General features: G+C 73.8%; 17 protein-coding genes. All 17 read right to left on the bottom strand.

Going from position 1 to position 18,896, the window contains the following annotated elements; translation table 11 throughout:
- Position 1 precedes the first annotated feature (1 nt).
- On the bottom strand, positions 2 to 943 hold the full coding sequence (locus EES41_RS30730) for an endo alpha-1,4 polygalactosaminidase (protein WP_250569549.1): 942 nt from the start codon (positions 941 to 943) through the stop codon (positions 2 to 4).
- Positions 940 to 1,602: a spherulation-specific family 4 protein gene (locus tag EES41_RS30725; protein ID WP_123082794.1), complete on the bottom strand. Its 663-nt coding sequence runs from the start codon at positions 1,600 to 1,602 to the stop codon at positions 940 to 942. Before EES41_RS30725 ends, EES41_RS30730 begins: the two co-directional genes overlap by 4 nt.
- The gene (locus EES41_RS30720) at positions 1,599 to 2,507 is read right to left on the bottom strand and encodes an NAD(P)-dependent oxidoreductase (RefSeq protein ID WP_123081231.1); all 909 of its coding nucleotides are present in this window, start codon (positions 2,505 to 2,507) and stop codon (positions 1,599 to 1,601) included. Before EES41_RS30720 ends, EES41_RS30725 begins: the two co-directional genes overlap by 4 nt.
- A 7-nt stretch (positions 2,508 to 2,514) precedes the next feature.
- Complete coding sequence (locus tag EES41_RS30715) at positions 2,515 to 3,228, bottom strand: nucleotidyltransferase family protein (protein WP_123081230.1); 714 nt, start codon at positions 3,226 to 3,228, stop codon at positions 2,515 to 2,517.
- Between the two features lie 76 nt (positions 3,229 to 3,304).
- A complete protein-coding gene (locus EES41_RS30710) occupies positions 3,305 to 4,306 on the bottom strand; it encodes a GDP-mannose 4,6-dehydratase (RefSeq protein ID WP_123081229.1) in 1,002 nt (333 codons plus the stop codon).
- 44 nt (positions 4,307 to 4,350) lie between these two features.
- On the bottom strand, positions 4,351 to 5,766 hold the full coding sequence (locus tag EES41_RS30705) for a hypothetical protein (RefSeq protein WP_123081228.1): 1,416 nt from the start codon (positions 5,764 to 5,766) through the stop codon (positions 4,351 to 4,353).
- Complete coding sequence (gene pelF, locus EES41_RS30700; protein WP_123081227.1) at positions 5,763 to 7,400, bottom strand: GT4 family glycosyltransferase PelF; 1,638 nt, start codon at positions 7,398 to 7,400, stop codon at positions 5,763 to 5,765. The genes EES41_RS30705 and pelF overlap by 4 nt, the downstream gene beginning before the upstream one ends.
- A gap of 82 nt (positions 7,401 to 7,482) precedes the next feature.
- Positions 7,483 to 9,624 carry a hypothetical protein gene (locus tag EES41_RS30695; RefSeq protein ID WP_123081226.1) on the bottom strand — a complete coding sequence of 714 codons (2,142 nt, stop codon included), beginning with the start codon at positions 9,622 to 9,624 and terminating at the stop codon, positions 7,483 to 7,485.
- A gap of 344 nt (positions 9,625 to 9,968) precedes the next feature.
- The gene (locus tag EES41_RS30690; protein WP_008740208.1) at positions 9,969 to 10,493 is read right to left on the bottom strand and encodes a hypothetical protein; all 525 of its coding nucleotides are present in this window, start codon (positions 10,491 to 10,493) and stop codon (positions 9,969 to 9,971) included.
- A gap of 439 nt (positions 10,494 to 10,932) precedes the next feature.
- On the bottom strand, positions 10,933 to 11,631 hold the full coding sequence (locus tag EES41_RS30685) for a GPR1/FUN34/YaaH family transporter (protein WP_123081225.1): 699 nt from the start codon (positions 11,629 to 11,631) through the stop codon (positions 10,933 to 10,935).
- A 17-nt stretch (positions 11,632 to 11,648) separates the two neighbouring features.
- The gene (locus EES41_RS30680) at positions 11,649 to 13,556 is read right to left on the bottom strand and encodes an amidohydrolase (RefSeq protein WP_123081224.1); all 1,908 of its coding nucleotides are present in this window, start codon (positions 13,554 to 13,556) and stop codon (positions 11,649 to 11,651) included.
- A complete protein-coding gene (locus EES41_RS30675) occupies positions 13,553 to 14,506 on the bottom strand; it encodes an alpha/beta hydrolase (protein WP_123082793.1) in 954 nt (317 codons plus the stop codon). Before EES41_RS30675 ends, EES41_RS30680 begins: the two co-directional genes overlap by 4 nt.
- Positions 14,507 to 14,672: 166 nt before the next feature.
- Positions 14,673 to 15,503, bottom strand: a complete 831-nt coding sequence (locus EES41_RS30670) for an alpha/beta fold hydrolase (RefSeq protein WP_123081223.1) — start codon at positions 15,501 to 15,503, stop codon at positions 14,673 to 14,675.
- A 63-nt stretch (positions 15,504 to 15,566) separates the two neighbouring features.
- Positions 15,567 to 16,994, bottom strand: a complete 1,428-nt coding sequence (locus tag EES41_RS30665; protein ID WP_123081222.1) for an NAD(P)/FAD-dependent oxidoreductase — start codon at positions 16,992 to 16,994, stop codon at positions 15,567 to 15,569.
- Positions 16,994 to 17,584, bottom strand: coding sequence for a Dps family protein (locus EES41_RS30660; RefSeq protein WP_123081221.1), 591 nt, complete (start codon positions 17,582 to 17,584; stop codon positions 16,994 to 16,996). Before EES41_RS30660 ends, EES41_RS30665 begins: the two co-directional genes overlap by 1 nt.
- Positions 17,585 to 17,674: 90 nt before the next feature.
- Positions 17,675 to 18,175, bottom strand: coding sequence for a DoxX family protein (locus EES41_RS30655; protein ID WP_123081220.1), 501 nt, complete (start codon positions 18,173 to 18,175; stop codon positions 17,675 to 17,677).
- Between the two features lie 6 nt (positions 18,176 to 18,181).
- The gene (locus tag EES41_RS30650) at positions 18,182 to 18,844 is read right to left on the bottom strand and encodes a hydrolase (RefSeq protein ID WP_123081219.1); all 663 of its coding nucleotides are present in this window, start codon (positions 18,842 to 18,844) and stop codon (positions 18,182 to 18,184) included.
- Positions 18,845 to 18,896: the final 52 nt, after the last annotated feature.

The following is an 18,896-nucleotide window of genomic DNA, read 5'->3' as shown; positions in this document are numbered from 1 at the left end:
GTCAGCAGGGCTTGCGCCAGGTGTCCAGTTCGGGGTTCTTGAGCATCGAGGAGAGTTTGAGGCGGCGGGAGTCGGCGCAGAAGGCGGCGGTGGAGCCCTCGTACTCGACGTGGAAGACCGCCTTGTCCGCCTTGACGAAGGGGGTCAGGGACGCGCACTCCTCGAACTGGGCGCACTCCTCGTTGACCGCGAAGTCGAAGTCGCCGACGAGTTGCGGGATCTGCGGCAGGTCGTTCTTGAGGCCGACCGAGAGGCCTCGGGCGTGGGCGATGGCGGCGATCATGCGGTTGAACGCGAGCTGGTGGTCGGCGGTGAGCGGGAAGCCGGTGTCGTTGCCGTAGCCCTCCATCAGGTCGGGCTCCACCGCGTCGAAGCCCTTGGCCCGGCACATGTCGAAGCGCTTCTCCATGATCGGGCGCAGCAGGTCGATGCGGCGGATGTCCAGCCAGCGTTCGCCGCGCCAGCCGTTGGGCCGGCCGAGGAGCGCGCGCGGGAAGTCGGCCTGGTCGGGGCGGAAGTCCTCCCAGGCGCCCACGTTGATGTAGCAGATCACCTTGCGGCCGGCCCGGTGCAGTACGGCCACGTCGGCCGCCGAGTTCTCGAAGCCGTCGATGTCGTAGACGGGTACGTCGACCGAGGGGTCGGAGCGGCCGTCGAGCTGCCACTGCCAGGCCAGGCCGGGTTCCGGGTGCCAGCGGGACTTCGCCTGGTCGGGTGGTGCGGGTGAGGTCCCCGGGGATTGCGAGGGTGTTGCCGGTGGTGGTGTTCCCTGTGACGCCTCCGGTGACGGTCCGTCCGAAGGTGCCGGGGTCGCGGACCGGGAGGGTTCCGCGGGGGCGGTCGGGGGTGGGGTTTCGTCGGCGTCCGGGGTGGAACAGCCCGTCAGGACGCAGGCCGTCAGGGCGGTCAGCAGGCCGGCTCGGGCCAGTATCGTGCGGCTCATCGTTCCATCCCGGTGAGTGCGGGGGTCAGTTTGTTCCAGGGGTTGGGCGGTTCGCCCGTCACCGGCCCCGACACCGCGGCGCCGCGTTCGCGCGCGGTGCGGACGGCGAGCGGGATCAGGGCCTCGGGTACCCCGTAGACGAGGTGGCAGAACCGCTCGGGGGGATGACGCGCCGTCCACGCCGGTCTGGTGAAGGCCGAGACGTACGTGGACCAGTGCCCCTCGAAGGTGACGGTCAGGTCGGCGAGGCGCACGTACCCGGCGGTCGGGTGGACGCCCGGGTTCAGCACCACGGTGGCCGCCCCGAGCCGGCGCAGCGACCGGACCAGCCGACGGCATTCGCCGAGCCCGTCCGGGGTCGCCGTCACCCGGTCGAGGAAGCAGCCGTCGGCGTCGTACCACTCCTGGTGCCGGCGCATCTCGTCCACCATCTGCGTCCGGTTGCGTGCCCCGTAGTCGGTGTCCACGTAGCCGAGCAGCCGTGCCCCGGCCGCGCGCAGCGCCGCGGCGGCCGCGGTGAACGCCGGGTCGGGGCGGGTGCCCGGTCCGTCGGCGGGGTTGAGCACGACCCCGTAGGTGCCGGCGGCGTCCGTGATCAGCCGGTGCCACAGGCCGGGTTCCTCGGCCGGGTGGACGTACAGCGGAACGAGCAGGCTCACGGTGCTCCGCTGCCTTCCGCGGCCGTCGCCGCCCACAGCGCGGCGAGCATGTCGCCGAGCCCGTGGGCGGGGCGCCAGCCGAGGGCTTCGCCCGCCGCCGTGATGTCGGAGCACTGCCACGACACCTGGGACGAGCGGGCCGAGCCGCCCTCCTCTTCCTCGATCCGCCCCCGGAACCCCGCCGCGGCGGCCAGGGTGTGCACCAGGTCGCGGACCGGTACGGCGCGCCCGGCGCCGATGTTCAGTACGGGCGGCAGCGGTCCGGGCGTCGTGACCGTGAGCGCCACCGCCCGGGCGACGTCGCGTACGTCCACGAAGTCGCGGTGGGCGGACAGGTCGCCCAGCCGCAGCACCGCGTCAGGGTCCTGCCCGGCCCCGCGCAGCAGCGCGGCGATCCGGCCCGGCAGCCCGGTGACCGGTGCGCCGGCTCCCACCGGGTTGCCCACCCGCAGGACCACGCCGTCCAGGCCGGAGGCGGTCACCGCGACGGTGCCGGCCAGTTTCGTCGCGCCGTACGGGGTGACGGGGCGGGTGGCGGCCCATTCGGCGACCCGGGTGTCGGGCTCGCCGGGGCCGTACTCGGCGGCCGAGCCCAGGTGGACCAGGCGCGCCGCGGGCGCCGCTTCGTGCAGCGCGGCGCACAGCAGGGCGGGGCCGCGGGCGTTGACCTCGGCGAGGGTCACGGCGTCCCCGCCGGTCGCGCCCGCGCAGTTGACCACCGCGTCGGGTGCCGCGGCGGCCAGGACCGCCGCGAGCCGGTCGGGCGGGTCGGCGGCGAGGTCGACGCCGAAGTCGGCGTCGGGAGAGCGGCCGCCGTCGAACACCCGCGCGCCCGGGAGGGCGCGCAGGCGGTCGGCGACGTGGGCGCCCAGGTAGCCGGTTCGGCCCAGGACGAGAATGCGCATGACGTGCTCAGGCTCCCTTGAGAAGCAAGGACTTGCGGCTGGTGAACTCGGCGTTGGCCCGGTCGTAGTCGTCGGGACGACCGATGTCGAGCCAGTAGCCGTCGAAGGCGTAGGAGTGCGGCGGGTTCTCGGCGCCGAGCAGGTCTATGACGAGTTCGTCGAAGCCGAGCGGCAGACCGGGTGTGTAGCCGTCGAGGGTGGACCGGCTGAGCCCGTACACCCCCATGGAGACGTGGTAGTCCATGCTGGGCTTCTCGGTGAAGCCGACCACGCGGCTGTCGGCGGTGGTGAGCACCCCGAAGTCGATGTGCACCTTGCGGGGGTAGGTGGCGATGGTCAGCGGGGCGCCCGACGCCTCGTGGCTGCGCAGCACGTCCGCGTAGTCCAGGTCGGTGAGGACGTCTCCGTTCATCACGAGGAAGTTCTCGGGGAGCCGGTCGCGCAGGTTCAGGAGCGGGCCCATGGTGCCGAGCGGGCTCTCCTCGGTGGCGTAGTCGATGTTCATGCCCCACTGCGAGCCGTCGCCGACGTACGCCCGGATGATCTCGCCCAGGTGGCCGATGGCGATGGTGCAGCGGGTGAAGCCGGCCGCGGAGAGCTGGCGCAGCACGATCTCCAGGATGGCGTGCTGGTCGCCGATGGGGACGAGCGGCTTGGGCAGGGCCGTGGTGTAGGGCCGGAGCCGAACGCCCTTGCCGCCCGCCAGGATCACTGCGTACATGGGTCTCCTCCTAGGTTGCGTGGGGGACGTTGCGTGGCGTGGGGATGTGCGTGTGCGTCGGCGGAACGCCCGGCGGTCAGATGTTGTAGATGCCGGTCTTGTAGCGGGCCAGGTTGGCCGGGTCGCGGAAGAACTCGACCGTGTGCGCGAGGCCCTGTTCCAGGGTGTGCGCGGGCTGCCAGCCGGTGGCGGCGGTGAGCCGGCTCGCGTCGGCGACCAGCCGCATCACCTCGGAGGCTGCGGGCCGCAGCCGCTCGCTGTCCTCGCGGACCTCGATCGGGGCGTCCATCACCTTGCCGATCAGCTGGACCAGGTCGCCGACCGAGATCTCGCCGCCGGTGCCGGAGTTGAAGGTGCGGCCCACGACCTGCTCGGCGGGGGCGGTGCCCGCCGCGAGGAAGGCCTGCGCGGTGTCCTTGACGTAGCTGAAGTCGCGGGTGGGCCGCAGGTCACCGAGGGTGATGACGCGTTCCCCGGCCGCCACCTGGCCGATGACGGTGGGGATCACGGCGCGCATCGACTGGCGCGGTCCGAAGGTGTTGAACGGCCGGAGCGTCACCACCGGGGTGGCGAAGCTGGCGTGGTAGCTGTCGGCCAGCCGGTCCCCGCCGGCCTTGGAGGCGGCGTACGGGGACTGGGTGTTGATGGGGTGGTCCTCGGTGATCGGCACGGTCTGGGCGGTGCCGTAGGTCTCGCTGGTGGAGGTGTGCACGAGGCGCGGGGTGCCCAGCGCGCGGACGGCCTCCAGCACGTTGAGGGTGCCGGTGACATTGGTGTCGACGTAGCTGTGCGGCGCCCGGTAGGAGTACGGGATCGCGATGAGCGCGGCCAGGTGGTAGGCGGATTCGGCGCCTTCGAGCAGGCCCCGGACGGAGCCGGGGTCGCGGACGTCACCGAGGACGATCTCCACCTGGTCGAGGACGTCGGGGGCCAGCGTCTCCAGCCAGCCGTACGAGGAGAAGGAGTTGTACTGGGCCATGGCGCGGACCCGATGACCACGGGCGACCAGGGCCTCGGTGAGGTGGGAGCCGATGAAGCCCTCGGCTCCGGTGACGGCGGCGAGCGGTGCGGTGGTCAACTGAGGTTTCCTTCTTGTTGGTTGACGGGTGTTCGGACGGGAGATCAGGCGTGCCGGGCGGGGCGGCCGAGGACCCACAGCGCGCATCCGGCGAGGCACAGCGCGGCGGCGCCGCAGCACAGCGGCAGGATCAGCGGGCCCCGTACCGGCGCGAGGAAGGTGACCGCGCCCGCCGCCGCGGCGGCCGTCAGGCAGACCACGGCCGGCGGCCAGCCCACCCCGAAGGCCTGGAGCAGCAGTGCGGTCCACAGGGTGGCCGCGAGCAGCAGCAGCGCGGCCGGCGCGGCGCCGGTCAGCAGGGCCACGGGCAGCAGGAGCAGGACGTAGGAGAACAGGCACAGGCCCAGCACTCCGGCCGATCGCAGCAGGAAGCCGAGGGGTGTCGCGGCCGCGCCGAGGGCGGTGGCCGACAGTCCGCGGAAGCGGTAGAGCAGCCATTCGGCGGGCCCCATGCTGACGGTCAGCGCGATCACCGCGTACGGCGCCTGCCGGCCCTCCAGCAGCACCAGTACGGCAGCCGCCAGCCCGAACAGCCCGTACGGGAGGGACCGCCGCAGCGGTGGCCGGGCCCCCGCCTCCCCGGCCGCGGCGGGGGCGGTGTGGGCGGCGCGCAGCGCCCGGCCGGCCGCGGCGAGCGTGGCGGCGAGCGCCAGCGCCGGGAGGCCGGTGCGCAGCAGCGGGCCCGGCTCCCACCAGGGCAGTACGGCGGCGCCGGCGATCAGCGGGGTGAGCGCGGCCAGCAGCAGCCGCTCCCGGCCCAGCACGAGCAGGACGCCCGCGGCCGCCAGGTAGAGCGACTGGGCGGCCGCCGCCCAGGTCACGGCTCCGCCCCAGGCGGCCAGCGCGGCGCCGGCGGTGGCGGCGGCGGCCCCGGCCGGGGCTCCCACCAGCAGGGTCCGGCCGGCCTCGCGCTGCCCGGCCACCATCCGCAGGTAGGCCCGGTGGCCGAGGGCCTGTCCCCAGGCCCACGAGATGACGCCGGCGACGATCAGCGCGGCGGCGTGCCGGCCGGGGTGCCACAGGGGTGCGGTGAGCAGGTACGCCAGCCCGGGGAGGGCGAAGAGCACGCCGCGCAGCAGGCAGCGCACGTGGTCCGGCCGCCAGGGGTCGGGCGTCGCGGCGGGCTCGGGGAAGACGCGGGGCACCCGTTCGTACAGGGCGGCCGCGAGGGAGAAGATGTTGGGGTGCCCGTACCGCTGCCGGATCATGTCGGCGGAGAGGCCGTCGGCCTCCAGCAGGGCGGCCACCTCGTACGGGTGGACGGCGGGGCCGACGCGGTCGGCGAGTTCGGCGGCGAGCCGGCTGACCTCTTCCTCGTTCGGGCCGAAGCCGGGCAGCCGCAGGGTGAGGGTGGCGTCGGCGGGCAGCCGGCGGGGGACGCGTCTGCGGGTGTCGGCCAGCCGCAGCGCCAGCGTGTCCTGTTCCGTTCCGCCGGGTTCGAGTGCCATGGGTCCGCTCATCCGGCCAGACTCCCCGTGCCGGTGACGGACGTTGCCTGGGCGGCGCGCGGTGACGGTCCGTCCGTCGCCCCCAGCCGGATCGCCGGTGCGGGCGTGAAGGCCCCGGCGGCATGCGCGGCGTGCGCGGCGACGGGCGCCGGGCCGGCCGGTACGGGCGCCACGGAACGGACGGCGGCGGTCCGCCGGGTCCGGCCGAGCGTCGGCAGGTCCTGGTAGATGGAGCGGAAGGTGTCGATGGTCTGGCGCAGGGTGAACTGCTCGATGACGCGCAGCCGCGCCGCCTCGCCCATCGCCGCGCGCCGCCGGGCGTCGCCCAGCAGTTCCAGCGCGGCTTCGGCCATGGCGGCCGGGTCGCGCGGCGGGACCACGAGACCCGCGTCGCCGACGGCCTCCCGGACCCCGCCCACGTCGGTGGACACGGTGGCCCGCCCGCAGGACATGGCCTCGATGAGGGTGAAGGGGAAGCCTTCGCTGATGCTGGAGAGCATCACGACGTTGCCCGCCGCGTAGGCGTCCTTGATGTCCTCGACCCGGCCCTCGAACGTCACGGCGTCCGCGTGTCCGAGGTCCCGGGCCAGCGCCTCGCACCGCTCCCGGTAGGCCTCGCCGCCGCGCGGGGTGCCGCCGAACAGGCGCAGCCGGGCCTCGGGCACGCGCTCCCTGACGAGGGCGAAGGCGCGGATCAGGGTCTCCAGGTCCTTGATGGGGTCGACCCGCCCGGCCCAGCTGAGCGTGGGTGCCTGCGGCTCCGGTCCGGCCGGCGGGAAGGCCGCGGGATCGACGCCGTTGTAGACGGTACGGATGGCCTGCGGGTCGGCGCCGCCCTGTTCCTCCCACAGCCGGTTGTAGCGGTTGCCGGGGGTGATCAGCGCGGCCCTGCGGTAGCTCTCCTCGGCCAGCAGCCGGAAGAAGCCGAGGACGACGGCCTTCACGGGCCAGCGGTACGGGGCGGTGCGGTACCCGAGGTAGCGCTCGCGCAGGTAGACGCCGTGTTCGGTCAGGAGCAGGGGCACCTCGTACCGGTCCAGCCCGGCCAGCCCGGGGAGGACGGCGACGCCGCCGCTGACGGCGTGCGCCACCCCGTGCTGCGGCGGCGGGGCGGCCAGCGGGCGCAGGGCGTGTTCCAGCAGTGAGGTCGCGGTCAGCGCGTCGCGCAGGGTCGGCCTGGCCTCGCGCGCGGCGATGCCGGGCCGGTTCCAGACCGCCGCCAGGATGGCGATGGCGTGGTCGCCGCGGAGGAAGGGGCTGAGGGCCCCGTCGGCGGCGGCGCGCGCCATCGCGTAGAGCGAGGGGCCGAACCGGTCCTCGGCGCAGGGGTCGAGCAGCGAGGTCAGGAACTGTTCGTAGACGGCGGACAGCCGGCGGTGGGCGCGACCCCGGGGGGCGTGGCCCTCCGGCGGGTCGCCCCACATCGGGACGGGCCGGACGCCCACGACGTGACCGGGCAGGTCCCAGACCACGGGTTCGCGGCCGGTTCCGGTGACCGCGATGACGTCGAAGTCGAAGTCGGGCATGCCCTGGACGAGTTGGTCGCACCAGACGCTGACACCGCCGTGACTGTGGGGATAGGTGCCTTCGGTGAGCAGGGTGACGCGCGCCGCGCCGGGGCGTCGCGCGCCGTGGTGAACGTGCATGGGTGTGCTCCACGGCGGTGTGTGTGGGGTGGGCCGGTCCGGTCCCGGCCGCGCCGAGGCGGCCGGGACGCGCGTGCGCCGGTCAGCTCCGGGCGGCGTCCGAGGAGCCGCGCTCGCGCACGGCGGCGGGGACGCGGGTGCCCGGGGCGGGGGCGGTGGCCGGAGCCGGCCGGGCGGCGGGCGCCGCGGCGGTCGGGGCCGCGGGGGCCGACGACGGCAGGGCGAAGGCCAGCGGGGTGCCGGTCGAGCCGGTCCAGCCGGAGACCTGGCCCGCGTACGGGCTGCCGTAGGCGGCGCCGCCGATCCGGCTGCCGGTGGGCAGGGTCGCGGTGACCGCGACGCCGTTCGGAGCCGTGACGGTGACGCTGTCGCCGATGCGGTAGGCGCTGACCTGGCCGGCCTGGAGGGCGGACTTCCAGGCGGCGCGGCGCTGGAGTTCGGTGCCGATGTCCTTCATCCGCTGGTTCACCAGGGGCGTGTTGGCGGCGAACAGGGCGTCGTAGCCCTCGATGACGCCGTTCAGCACCGGGTACGCGAGGCGTTCCTCGGCCAGGTTGGACTGGTGGATGAAGTGCGGCTTCGGGTCGCCCGCGAGCACGTGCCCGAGGGCGGTGCGGATCTCCAGCGGCACGATGTGGCCGGCGTATCCGGTGGCGGTGGCGAGGGGCGCGGGCAGACAGGTGGTGGTGTCCGCGTGGTCCTCGCAGATCCCGCTGCCGCCCTGGGCCCGGGAGGTGTAGATCCAGTTGTACTCGTCGACCGCCTCGGCGGCCTTCCCGACGTTGTAGTAGACGTTCATCGGGTAGCGGGCGACGGTGGCGGCCGAGCCGACCTGACGCTGCTCGGGGTCCCGGGAGTTGTCGGAGGCGAGCCACTTGACGCCGTTGCCGGTCAGGGACAGGGCGAGGTTGGGGTTGTCCTGGGTCTGCTGCGGCAGGACCGCCATGCCGGAGTGCTCGCCGGTGACCAGTTCGTCGTTCTCCAGGGGCAGCCCGAGGCTCTGGCCCCAGACGCGGTTGAGGACGATCTCGTCGTCGATGGCGGTCCGGCTGACCCACTTGGTGCTGCCGCCCGGGTTGGTGGCGCACTTCCAGGGCACCACGCTGATGTCCTGCTCGCAGCCGAGGAAGGCGTGCGTATAGGTGTGGTTGACCCAGCGGAACGCGCTCCGGTCGGCCTGGAGCTTGTCGGCGAGTTCGTCGACGCCGTTGTGGTCCTCGCGCTGGTCGAGGCTGCCGGCGCCGTTGTAGACCATGTCGAGGGTGATCCCGTGGGCGGCCTGCCAGGTCTTGGCGTACTCGGCGTCCGCGGCCGTCATGCGGATCGGGTTGGGCGTGCCCGCGCCGTTCGCGCAGTCGACGTCACCGGGGGTGCAGTTGAGCTGGGTGTCCCAGCGGTCGTCGGCGGCGAACACGTCGTCGACGTGGACGGAGAAGTTGTTGCGGGTGGAGCCCAGGTGCACGCCGCCGGTCATCCACTCGACTATGCCGCGGGCGAGCAGCCGGTACTGCTGCTGGTAGCGGTTGTACACGAAGGTCACGACGAGTTCGCGCCGTCCGTCGTGCCGGTACTCGCCGACGAGCGACCCGCGCCGCGACGAGCCCGGGATGGGCGCGTCGACGTACGGGGTGAAGTCCGCGCCGGGAGCGGGCTGTGCGAGGTAGGCGTAACTCTCGCCCACTGAAGGCGAGTTGTCCTCGAAGGGCACCGCTCCTTCGAGGTAGCCGAACGGGCCGGAGCGGCCGGCGGTGGTGATCGCGGCCTGCGCGCCGTCGACGCTGCCCGCGTAGCCGCCGGCGACGAAGTACTGGAGGCCGACCTGGGGGCGCGCGTAGGTGTACGCGTCGACCTGCGGGATCGCGTAGGTCTGCTCGTAGGCCGTCAGGGCCGTCATCTCGGCGGAGCCCGCCGTGAACGGGTTGTCGTTGGGCAGGACGACGGCCTGGTACTTGGCGCGCGGCCGGCCGTCCACGGTGTCGGCGAGGAACGCCGGGTCGATCGTGGACCGGTCCGACCGGGTGAGGTCGACCTGTGTGTACGGCGTTCCCGTCGAGTCCAGTTCCGCCGTGATGGCCTGGACGGCCGGACCGCCGTCGGTCACGACCAGCACCCGCAGATCGACGCGGGGCGTGGTGGTGTCGGCGTGTGCCGCGGCGGTCGGCAGGCCGAGGGCGGCGATGAGCGCGCCCACCGTTAACACGGCGGTGCGAGTGCTTCGCTTCATGCGGTGAAAGTCCCCTCCCCGGGCAGGGGTGAGCGCAGCGCGCGCGAAGCGGACGCTCCCCCTTGCGTGACGCCGGTGTCCCCCTCAGAAACCAGTCGTCGACGCATCCGTCGCGTCACATAGTGGTGCCTCTGTGTAGCTTTCGTGGTGGTGTTGCGAAAACCGACGGAAAAACGCAGGTGGACAACGGGGCGCGCGGGAGGGCTCGTTGAGGGTTCACACACCACCGGCACCCCGGCGGACCGGGACGGTCCGCCGGGCCGGGTTCCAGTGGTCCAGGCCAAGCCGGGTGGGCGCCTTCCGGCGATTTCAGGCCATCCGGGGCGTGACGACTGGACAGTGCGTCAGGCGCAGAGTACGCGCGTCTCGGGCGTGAAGGCCGGGCCGCCACTGGTGCTGGAGCTGTCGCTGAACTCGGCGTAGTAGTACGAGTAGAAGCCGATGTTGCCGTTGCAGCCGGAGTCGGCGGCGACCTGGAGGGTCAGGGTGACGGTGCGGCTCTGGCCGGGCGGGATGGTGGCGCCGTAGTTGCCGCCGAGGTCGGACGGACCGACACCGGAACAGGAGGCGGCACCGGTGGGGGTGGCGAGGCTACAGCCGGTGAAGCTGTACTTCAGGTCCGGGCGCTGCGTGGTGAGCCAGGTGGGGCTGATGGTCTGGTAGACGAACCAGATGTCGTAGGTCTTGTTGTTGGTGATCGTCATGGAGAGGTTCACGGTGCCGCCGGGGGTGGTGGTGGCACTGCTGCTGGAGAACGTCAGGGCGGCCGGCGCGGGGTCGGCGCTCGCGGCGGGCGCGAGGCCGAACAGGGCCAGGACGAAGGCGAGGACGGTGGCGAGGCCGAGGCGGCTCTTCAGAGGTGATCTCATAGCCCGGGAGGCTAGGCAGCGCACGCGCGCGCCGTCTGCCCCCGCCGGGAGGCCGCAGGCGCGGAACGGCCGGAAGTGTGTGCCCTGTGAAGCTCTCGCGGTGAACCCGTGATGGATGATCACGTAAAGTATACGGGCAGTCCACACAGGGTGTCGGACGGGGCGTGCGGTACCGGACGGACCCTCGGGGCCACGGAGGCACGATTGGCGCGTACATGACGTGCGATAGGTGCGGAATTGGGGACACCGGTTACCGGATCGCACCACTATCGGCCATCGCCCGCCCCCGAAGGCGCGCCCCGGCGCAGGAGGTCGTGCACGGCCGGGCAGGAGAGGGCGGCGCATCAAGGCGATCACCGCCATCGCGCTCAAGAACACGGGGTCCGGCGGCGCGGCGGCGCCCGGACCGGACGCGGCCCGGGCACCGCCGCGGCGGGCCTCACAGCGTGCGGCGCACTCCCGCCTGGCGCTCCAGGTTGCGCAGCTGCACCGCCAGGTCGCCCTCGACCGCCGTGTGGGCGGGACCGCTGCGGCCGATGGGCAGCACCTCCTCGCTGCGCATGTCCTCCAGCATCAGGGCGTACGCCGCGTACGTGGCGACCAGCGCGACCGCCAGCCCGAGGGCCCCGGAGGTCAGGGCGAGCCACTCCGCGCCGGTCAGCCCGGCCAGCCCCGTGGCCGCCCAGCGGGGCAGGGAGACCACCAGGACGAGCCACAGCGCCCGCTTGGGCCGGGTCACGGCGGCCATCAGCGCCCCGAAGCACAGGAACGCCAGGTTGAACACGCCGAGCACGCGCGGCCCGCCGGCCGCGCCGCTGCCCGTCACCAGGGCGTACGCCAGCCAGCTGCCGGCGAAGGTGCCCATCAGGGTCGCCGCGATCACGTCCCGGGCCCCGAAGGCCAGCACGCTCACCAGGAGTTGCAGGGCGAACGCGGGCAGGACGCACAGGGCGACGGCGCGCCGGTCGGCGGCCTCGAAGACCCCGAGCTGCATGCAGCCCGTCATCACCGAGGCGATCGCGACCGTGAAGAAGCCCAGCGGCATCGGCGAGGCGATGGGCCGCAGGTTGATCCGGGTCATCGACCGCAGGTCCGGTTCGAAGCGCCGCCCGGGGGTCTCGCCGGGTTCCGTACTCATCTGCTGGGTTCCCCTGTTCAGTGCGTGAAGCACGGGTCGACGAAGGGCGGCGCCGTATCGGCCGCCGCGGTGCCGCGCGCGACGCGCCACAGCCGGTGCCGCTCGGATTCGGCGACCGCCTCGGACATCAGGTCCGCCTGGCGGGCGCCCGCCGCCTGGTACCCGCCGAAGTGGGCCACGGGGCTCCACGCCGGGCTGACGGGCGGGACGGCCTCGTCGAGGCCCTCGTACTCGGCGCTCGCGTAGACGATCCGGCCGCCGACGACGGTCAGCACGGCCTCGATGTCCGCGATGGCCGCCTCGGGCACGGTGAAGTAGTCCTGCGACAGGATCGCGAGGTCCCCGTAACAGCCCTCCCGCAGCGTCCCCTTGACGTCCTCCTCGCCGGTCAGCCGGGCCCCGCCGCGGGTGTACAGGCCGAGGGCCGTCTCCCGGTCGACCAGGTTCGCGGCCGGGTAGAGCGGCGTGCCTCCGACGGTGCGGCCGGTGACCAGCCAGTGCAGCGAGACCCACGGGTTGTACGAGGACACGCGCGTGGCGTCGGTCCCCGCGGCGACGGTCAGGCCCCGCTCCAGCATGGCGCGGACCGGCGGGGTGTGGGAGGTGGCCCCGGCCCCGTACCGGTCGAGGAACGCGGAGCCCTGGAAGGACATCCGGTTCTGGACGGAGACGGCGCCGCCCAGGGCCGCGATCCGGTCCAGGCTGGCGCCCGAGACGGTCTCCGCGTGGTCGAAGAGCCAGCGGTTGCCGCCGGGGAAGAGGCCCTCGGCGGCGAGCTTCTCGAAGACGTCCAGATCGCGGCGGATCGTCTCGTCGTAGGTGGCGTGGAGCCGGAAGCCCCAGCCGTTCTCCAGCAGCAGCCGCACGGCCTGTTCGAACTCGGCCTCGTAGCCCCCGGCGAGTTCGGGCCTGGGCTCGGAGAAGTTCTCGAAGTCGGCGGCCGCCCAGGTCAGGTTCTCGCCGGCCCCGTTCAGGCGCAGCCACTCGTCGCCGTCCCCGGGCCGCACCGTCTCGGTCCAGCGCCTCAGGTCGGCGAGTTCCTGCCCGGCGGTCTGCGGGAACAGGTGGTAGGCGATGCGCAGCGACAGCTCCCCCGACCGGGCCAGGTCGATGACGGTGGCGTAGTTGTCGGGGAAGTTCTGGAACCCGCCGGCGGCGTCGACCGCCGAGGTGAGCCCGAAGCGGTTGAGCTCGCGCAGGAAGTGCCGCGTCGAGGTCCGCTGGTCGGCCGGGTCCAGGGTCGGCGCCTTGGCCAGGGTGGAGTAGAGGACGAGGGCGCCGGGCGCGGCCAGCAGGACCCCGGTCGGTTCGCCGTCCCGGCCCCGTACGATCTGTCCGCCGCGCGGGTCGGGGGTCTCGCGGGTGAATCCGGCGGCCCGGACGGCGGCCCGGTTCATCAGCGCCGACTGGTAGAGGTGCAGGACGAACACCGGGGTGTCGGGCGCGGCCGCGTTCAGCTCGGCCACGGTCGGCATCCGGCGTTCCGCGAACTGCTCGGCGGTCCAGCCGCCGACGACCCGGATCCACTGCCCCTTGGGGGTGCGGCCGGCCTGCTCGCGCAGCATGGCCAGGGCCCGGCGCAGGCTGCGGACGCCGTCCCAGCGCAGTTCCAGTACGTAGTTCAGGCCGCCCCGGATGACGTGCAGGTGCGAGTCGTTCAGCCCGGGCACCACCCGGCGGCCCAGCGCGTCCACGACCTTGGTCGCCGGGCCCACGAAGGCCGCGAGGTCGTGGTCGTCGCCGAGGGCCACGACCCGGCCGTCGCGGACGGCGACGGCGCGGGCCTCGGGGCGGTCGGGGTCGCCGGTGAACACCTTCGCGTTGCGGACGAGGAGGTCGGCCGCCGGCCGGCGCGGGTCCGGGGCCGGCAAGATGCCGGCCACGGGCATGCTCGCCGGGCCGGCGGCGCCCGGTATGCCGGTCATGCGAGGGCCTTGCGCAGAGTGGCGGTGGCGAGGCCGATGGCGAGTTCCGCGGCGTGCGTCTCGCGCAGCGGGTTCAGCATGACGAAGTCGTGGATCGTGCCCTGCACGCGCAGCGCGGTGACCGGGACTCCGGCGGCGCGCAGCTTGGCGGCGTACGCCTCGCCCTCGTCGCGCAGCACGTCGGCCTCGGCGGTGATGACGAGGGCGGGCGGCAGCCCGGTGAGCTGGTCGAGGGAGGCGCGCAGCGGGGAGGCGGTGATCTGGGCGCGCTCGGCCTCGTCCGTCGTGTACTGGTCCCAGAACCACCGCATGGCGTCGCGGCGCAGGAAGTAGCCGGTGGCGAACTGCTGGTAGGACTCGGTGTCGAAGGCGGCGTCGGTGACCGGGTAGAAGAGGACCTGGTGGACGATGCTCACGTCGCCGCGCTGCTTGGCCATGAGGGTGAGGGCGGCGCTCATGTTCCCGCCGACCGAGTCGCCCGCGACGGCGATCCGGGTGCCGTCGAGGTCCTTGTGGTGTCCCTCGCGGGCGATCCACTGGGCGACGCCGTAGTTCTGCTCGATGGCGACGGGGTAGCGGGCCTCGGGCGAGAGGGCGTAGTCGGGGAAGACCACGGCCGCGCCGGTGCCGACGGCGAGTTCGCGGACGAGGCGGTCGTGGGTGTGGGCGTTGCCGAAGACCCAGCCCGCGCCGTGGATGTAGAGGATGACGGGGAGCGGGCCGGTGGCGCCGCGGGGGCGGACGATCCGGGTGCGGACGTCGCCTGCGGGGCCGCCCTGGACGGTGATCCATTCCTCGTCGACGTCGGGCAGGGTGACGCCCTCGCCGCTCTGGACCCCGTCCACGGCCTTGCGGCCTTCGGCGGGCGGGATCTCGTAGAGGAACGGCGGCTGGGCGGTGGCGTCGGCGAAGGCCTGGGCGGCGGTTTCGAGGACCGGCTGGTTCGGCATGGCGGGGATCTCCTTCGGGTGCGTGGGGGTTTCGGGGGACGGACGGGGGAGGTCGGCGGGCCGGCGGGTGGCGCGGACCGCGTCCAGGATCACACCGTCGACCACTGTGGGTGCGCGAAGGGACACGGTGTGTGAGGCGCGCGCCGCCGTGGCCCTTCGCGGGGCATCAGCGCAGGAACGCGAGGAGCGCGGCGTTGACCTCGGCGGCGTGGGTCCAGGTCAGGCCGTGCGGGCCGCCTTCGATGACCTCCAGCCGGGCGCCCGCGATGGCCTTCGCCAGCGGGATCGCCGTGGCGTCGATGGGCAGGGTGCGGTCGGCGTCGCCGTGGATGATCAGGGTGGGGACGTCGATGCGGGGCAGGTCCTCGCGGAAGTCCGTCAGCCAGGCCTGGACGCAGTCGAGGGTGCCCTTGGCGGAGGCGCCGACGGCCACGTTCCAGCCGGCCTGGAGGGCCTGCTCGCTGATGCGCTCGCCGCCCAGTACGTCCGCGTTGTAGAAGTCGGCGAAGAAGGCGGTCATGAAGGCGAACCGGTCGGCCTTGATGCCCTCTTCGATGCCCCGGAACACTCCGGCGTCGACGCCGCCGGGGTTGTCGTCGGTGGCGAGGAGGAACGGCGGGACGACCCCGATCATGACGGCCTTGGCGATGCGCTCGGAGCCGTACGTGCCGAGGTAGCGGGTCACCTCGCCGGTGCCCATGGAGAAGCCGGCCAGCACGGCGTCCCGCAGGTCGAGCGCGGTGAGGACCTCGTTCAGGTCGGAGGCGAAGGTGTCGTAGTCGTAGCCGTCGGCGGGCTGGTCGGAGCGGCCGAAGCCGCGCCGGTCGTACGTGATGACGCGGTGGCCGGCGTCGAGCAGCGCGGCGGTCTGCTTCTCCCAGGAGGCCCCGCTCAGCGGCCAGCCGTGGATCAGTACGACGGGCGCTCCGGTGCCGTGGTCCTCGTAGTACAGCTCGACGGGCGCGCTGTTGCCTTCGGCGACCTTGATGAACGGCATGGTGGTGCTCCTTCGTTGTCGTGGTGGTACGCGGGGTGCGGGGTGCGGGGGGATGACGGCGCCTCAGAGGCCGTAGGCCTCGAACAGCCGCAGCCACACTTCGCTGACCGTGGGGAACGCCGGGACGGCGTGCCACAGGCGTTCGATCGGCACCTCCCCCACGACGGCGACGGTGGCGGTGTGGATCAGCTCGGTGGCGGCCGGTCCGGTGAAGGTGCAGCCCACGACCACCCCGCGGGTCTCGTCGATCACGAGCTTGGCGTGGCCCCGGTAGCCGTCGGCGTACAGCGCGGCTCCGGCGACGTCGTCGATGCGGTACTCGACGACGCGCACCGCCATCCCGGCGTCCCGCGCGGCGCGTTCGGTGAGCCCGACGCGGGCGATCTCGGGGCGGGTGAAGACGGCCTGCGCGGCGGCGACCCCGTCGGCGTGGGCGCTCCAGGGCTGCCACCGCCCGGTGTCGGCGCGGCGGCCCGCCGCGCGTTCGGCGATGGCGGCGGCGCAGGCCCGGGCCTGGTACTTGGCCATGTGGGTCAGCGGCGCGCGGCCGTTCACGTCGCCGACCGCGTACAGCCAGTCCCCGTCCAGGGAGGTGACGCGGCAGGTGTCGTCGACCGGGAGCCAGGAGCCGGCGGGCAGGCCGACGCTGTCGAGTCCCAGGTCCGCGGTGCGCGGCCGCCGGCCGACGGCGAGGAGCACCTCGTCGCAGACGAGGGCGGCGCCGTCGTCCGTCTCCACGGTCACGGCCCGGGTCCGGGCGTCGCGGGTGGCCCGGGTCGCCGAGACCCCGAACCGGATCGTGACCCCCAGGCCGGTCAGGCCCCGGGCGACCTCCTCGGCGGCGCAGGGCTCCCAGCCGTTCAGCAGGGCCTGGTCGCGGACGAGCAGGGTGACCGCCGAGCCGAGCGAGGCCCAGGCGGTGGCCATCTCGCACGCCACCACTCCGCCGCCGATGACGACGAGCCGGGCGGGCACCGCCTCGGCCGCGGTGGCCTCCCGGTTGGTCCACGCGCCGATCCCGTCCAGCCCCGGGGCGGACGGCCGGGCGGCCTCCGTGCCGGGGCTGAGGACGACCGCGCGCCGGGCCGAGAGCGTACGGAGCCCTCCCGCGGCCGTGGTGACCGCGACCCGGCGCTCGCCCGCGAGCCGTCCGTGGCCCCGTACGAGGGTGATGCCCGCGCCGCGCAGCCAGTCGGCCTGGCCCCTGTCGTCGCCCCGGGCGGTGAACCGGTCGCGCCGGGCCAGGACGGCGGCGGGGTCGAGTGCTCCGGTGACCGCCTCCCGGGCGCCGGCGACCGAGCGCGCCGACTCCAGGGCGGCGCCCGGCCGCAGCAGGGCCTTGCTGGGCACGCACGCCCAGTAGGAGCATTCGCCGCCGACGGCTTCGGCCTCGACGACGGCGGCGGTCAGACCGGCCCGGACGATCCGGTCGGCGAGGACCTCGCCGCCGGGGCCGGCGCCGATCACGACGACGTCGTACGTGTCGTCCATCAGGCGCGGACCAGCGGCGTGTCGACGAGGTGTTCGGCCAGGAACCACACCTGGGCCTCGCCGGTGCGGACGACCTCGGAGATCAGCAGGTCGTTGCTGCCCTCGTCGCCCTCGGCCGCGATCCGGGAGGCGGCGTCCCGGGCGTCGACGAGGATCCGCTCGTGGGCGTCGAGGAGCCGGGACAGCATGACGGGGACGGGTTCGACGCCGTCCGGCGGGCGCGGGATCGAGGTGAGCTCGGCGACGTGGCGGGGGTCGCCGACGGCGACCGCGCCGAGGCTCTGGATCCGCTCGGCGAGCGCGTCGACGATGGCGAGCTGCCGCTCGGCGTGCTCGTCCAGCATCAGGTGCAGCGCGTAGAAGGTGGCGCCGCGCATCAGCCAGTGGTGCTTCTTGTAGAGGGAGTACAGGATCTGCGTGTCGGCGAGCACCCGGTTCAGCCGCTGTCCGGCGTACATGCGGGTGTCGTGGCCGAGGCCGATCGGGAGCTGCTTCAAGGTTCCGAAGGGCTGGGTCTCGGCGCCCTTCTGGTGCAGCAGCGGCTGGCCGCCCCCGGGTTGCCCGGGCGCGGTGGTGGGTGCGGGTCGCATGGTGCTCCTGGTCGGGAGGTGGTGGAAGGCCCGGCCGTCCGGGCAAGGGGGTGTACGCGGACGGCCGGACCGGTCGGTGTGCCGGGGCGCTCAGTGCCCGGGCGCGGGGGCGGCGCGGTGCAGGACGAGCCGGGTCAGCAGCCCGCTGCCGGCGCCGGCGGCCACCGCGAACGCGGACCACCAGGGCGCGTACGGGGTCAGCCCGGTCGCGGCGTCGAGCGACCACGCGCCGGGGCCCGTCGCGGCGAGGGCCGTGGCCGTGACGATGAGGAACAGGGGGTACTCGTAGCCGTCGTTCTGCACCCACAGGCCGTTGCGCCGTTTGACGGTGAGGGCCACGGTCATGACCCCGATGGCGCCGGTGGCGGCGAGCGGGGTCAGGAACCCGAGGGCCAGCAGCAGGCCCGATCCGATCTGGCCCGTCCCGGCGGCGAGAGCGGTGAGGGCTCCGCCGCGGAACCCGTCGGCGCGGAACTCCTCGGTGCCGCCCGTGAGCCCCTTCCCGCCGAGGTGGGAGCTGACCTTCTGCACTCCGTGGCCCGCGATGAGCAGGCCGGCCGCGAGCCGCAGGATCAGCAGGCCGGTGTCCAACGCGGCTCAGCCCGCCGCGTGTGCGCCGATGACGGCCTGCGCGTAGACGACGCCCAGGCCGTAGGCGCCGGCGTGCTCCTTGACGACCTCCATGACGGCCCCGTACGTCTCCTCGCGGGCCCAGTCGCGCTGGAGCTCCAGCAGCACCTGGATCCAGGTCACGGGGACGGCGCCGGCGGCGAGCATGCGCTGGACGGCGTGCTCGTGGGCGGCGGGGCTGACGCCGCCGGACGCGTCGGAGACGACGTAGACCTCGTAGCCCTGCTCCAGCGCGGACAGCGCGGGCAGGACGAGGCAGACCTCGGTCCACAGGCCGGCCAGGATGATCTTCCGGCGGCCGGTCGCCTTGACGGCCGCGACGAGCGCCTCGTCCTCCCAGGCGTTCATGGAGGTGCGGTCGATGACCTCGTGACCGGGGAACACCTCGGCGAGCTGCGGCAGGATCGGCCCGGAGAAGGACTCGGCGGCGACGGTGGTGAGCACGGCGGGCACGTCGAACGCCCGCGCCGCCTTGGCGAGCCCGACGGTGGCGTTGACGACGGCGGTACGGTCGCCGCTGCCGACGCCGAAGAACATCTGCGGCTGGTGGTCGACGAAGACCATCACGGAGTTGTCGGGCGTGAGCAGGTCCCCGCTCGGGCCGGCGTGAACCTGGTTGATGTCGAACATGGTGCGTCCTCTCGGAACGGTCGAAGGGCGCCGCCGCGTTCCCCCGCGGCGG

This window comes from Streptomyces sp. ADI95-16, from assembly GCF_003721495.1.
In the GTDB taxonomy this organism is placed as follows: domain Bacteria; phylum Actinomycetota; class Actinomycetes; order Streptomycetales; family Streptomycetaceae; genus Streptomyces; species Streptomyces goshikiensis.
Note: the sequence above shows the minus strand (reverse complement) of the source record. Positions and strands in the feature narration are given on the sequence as shown.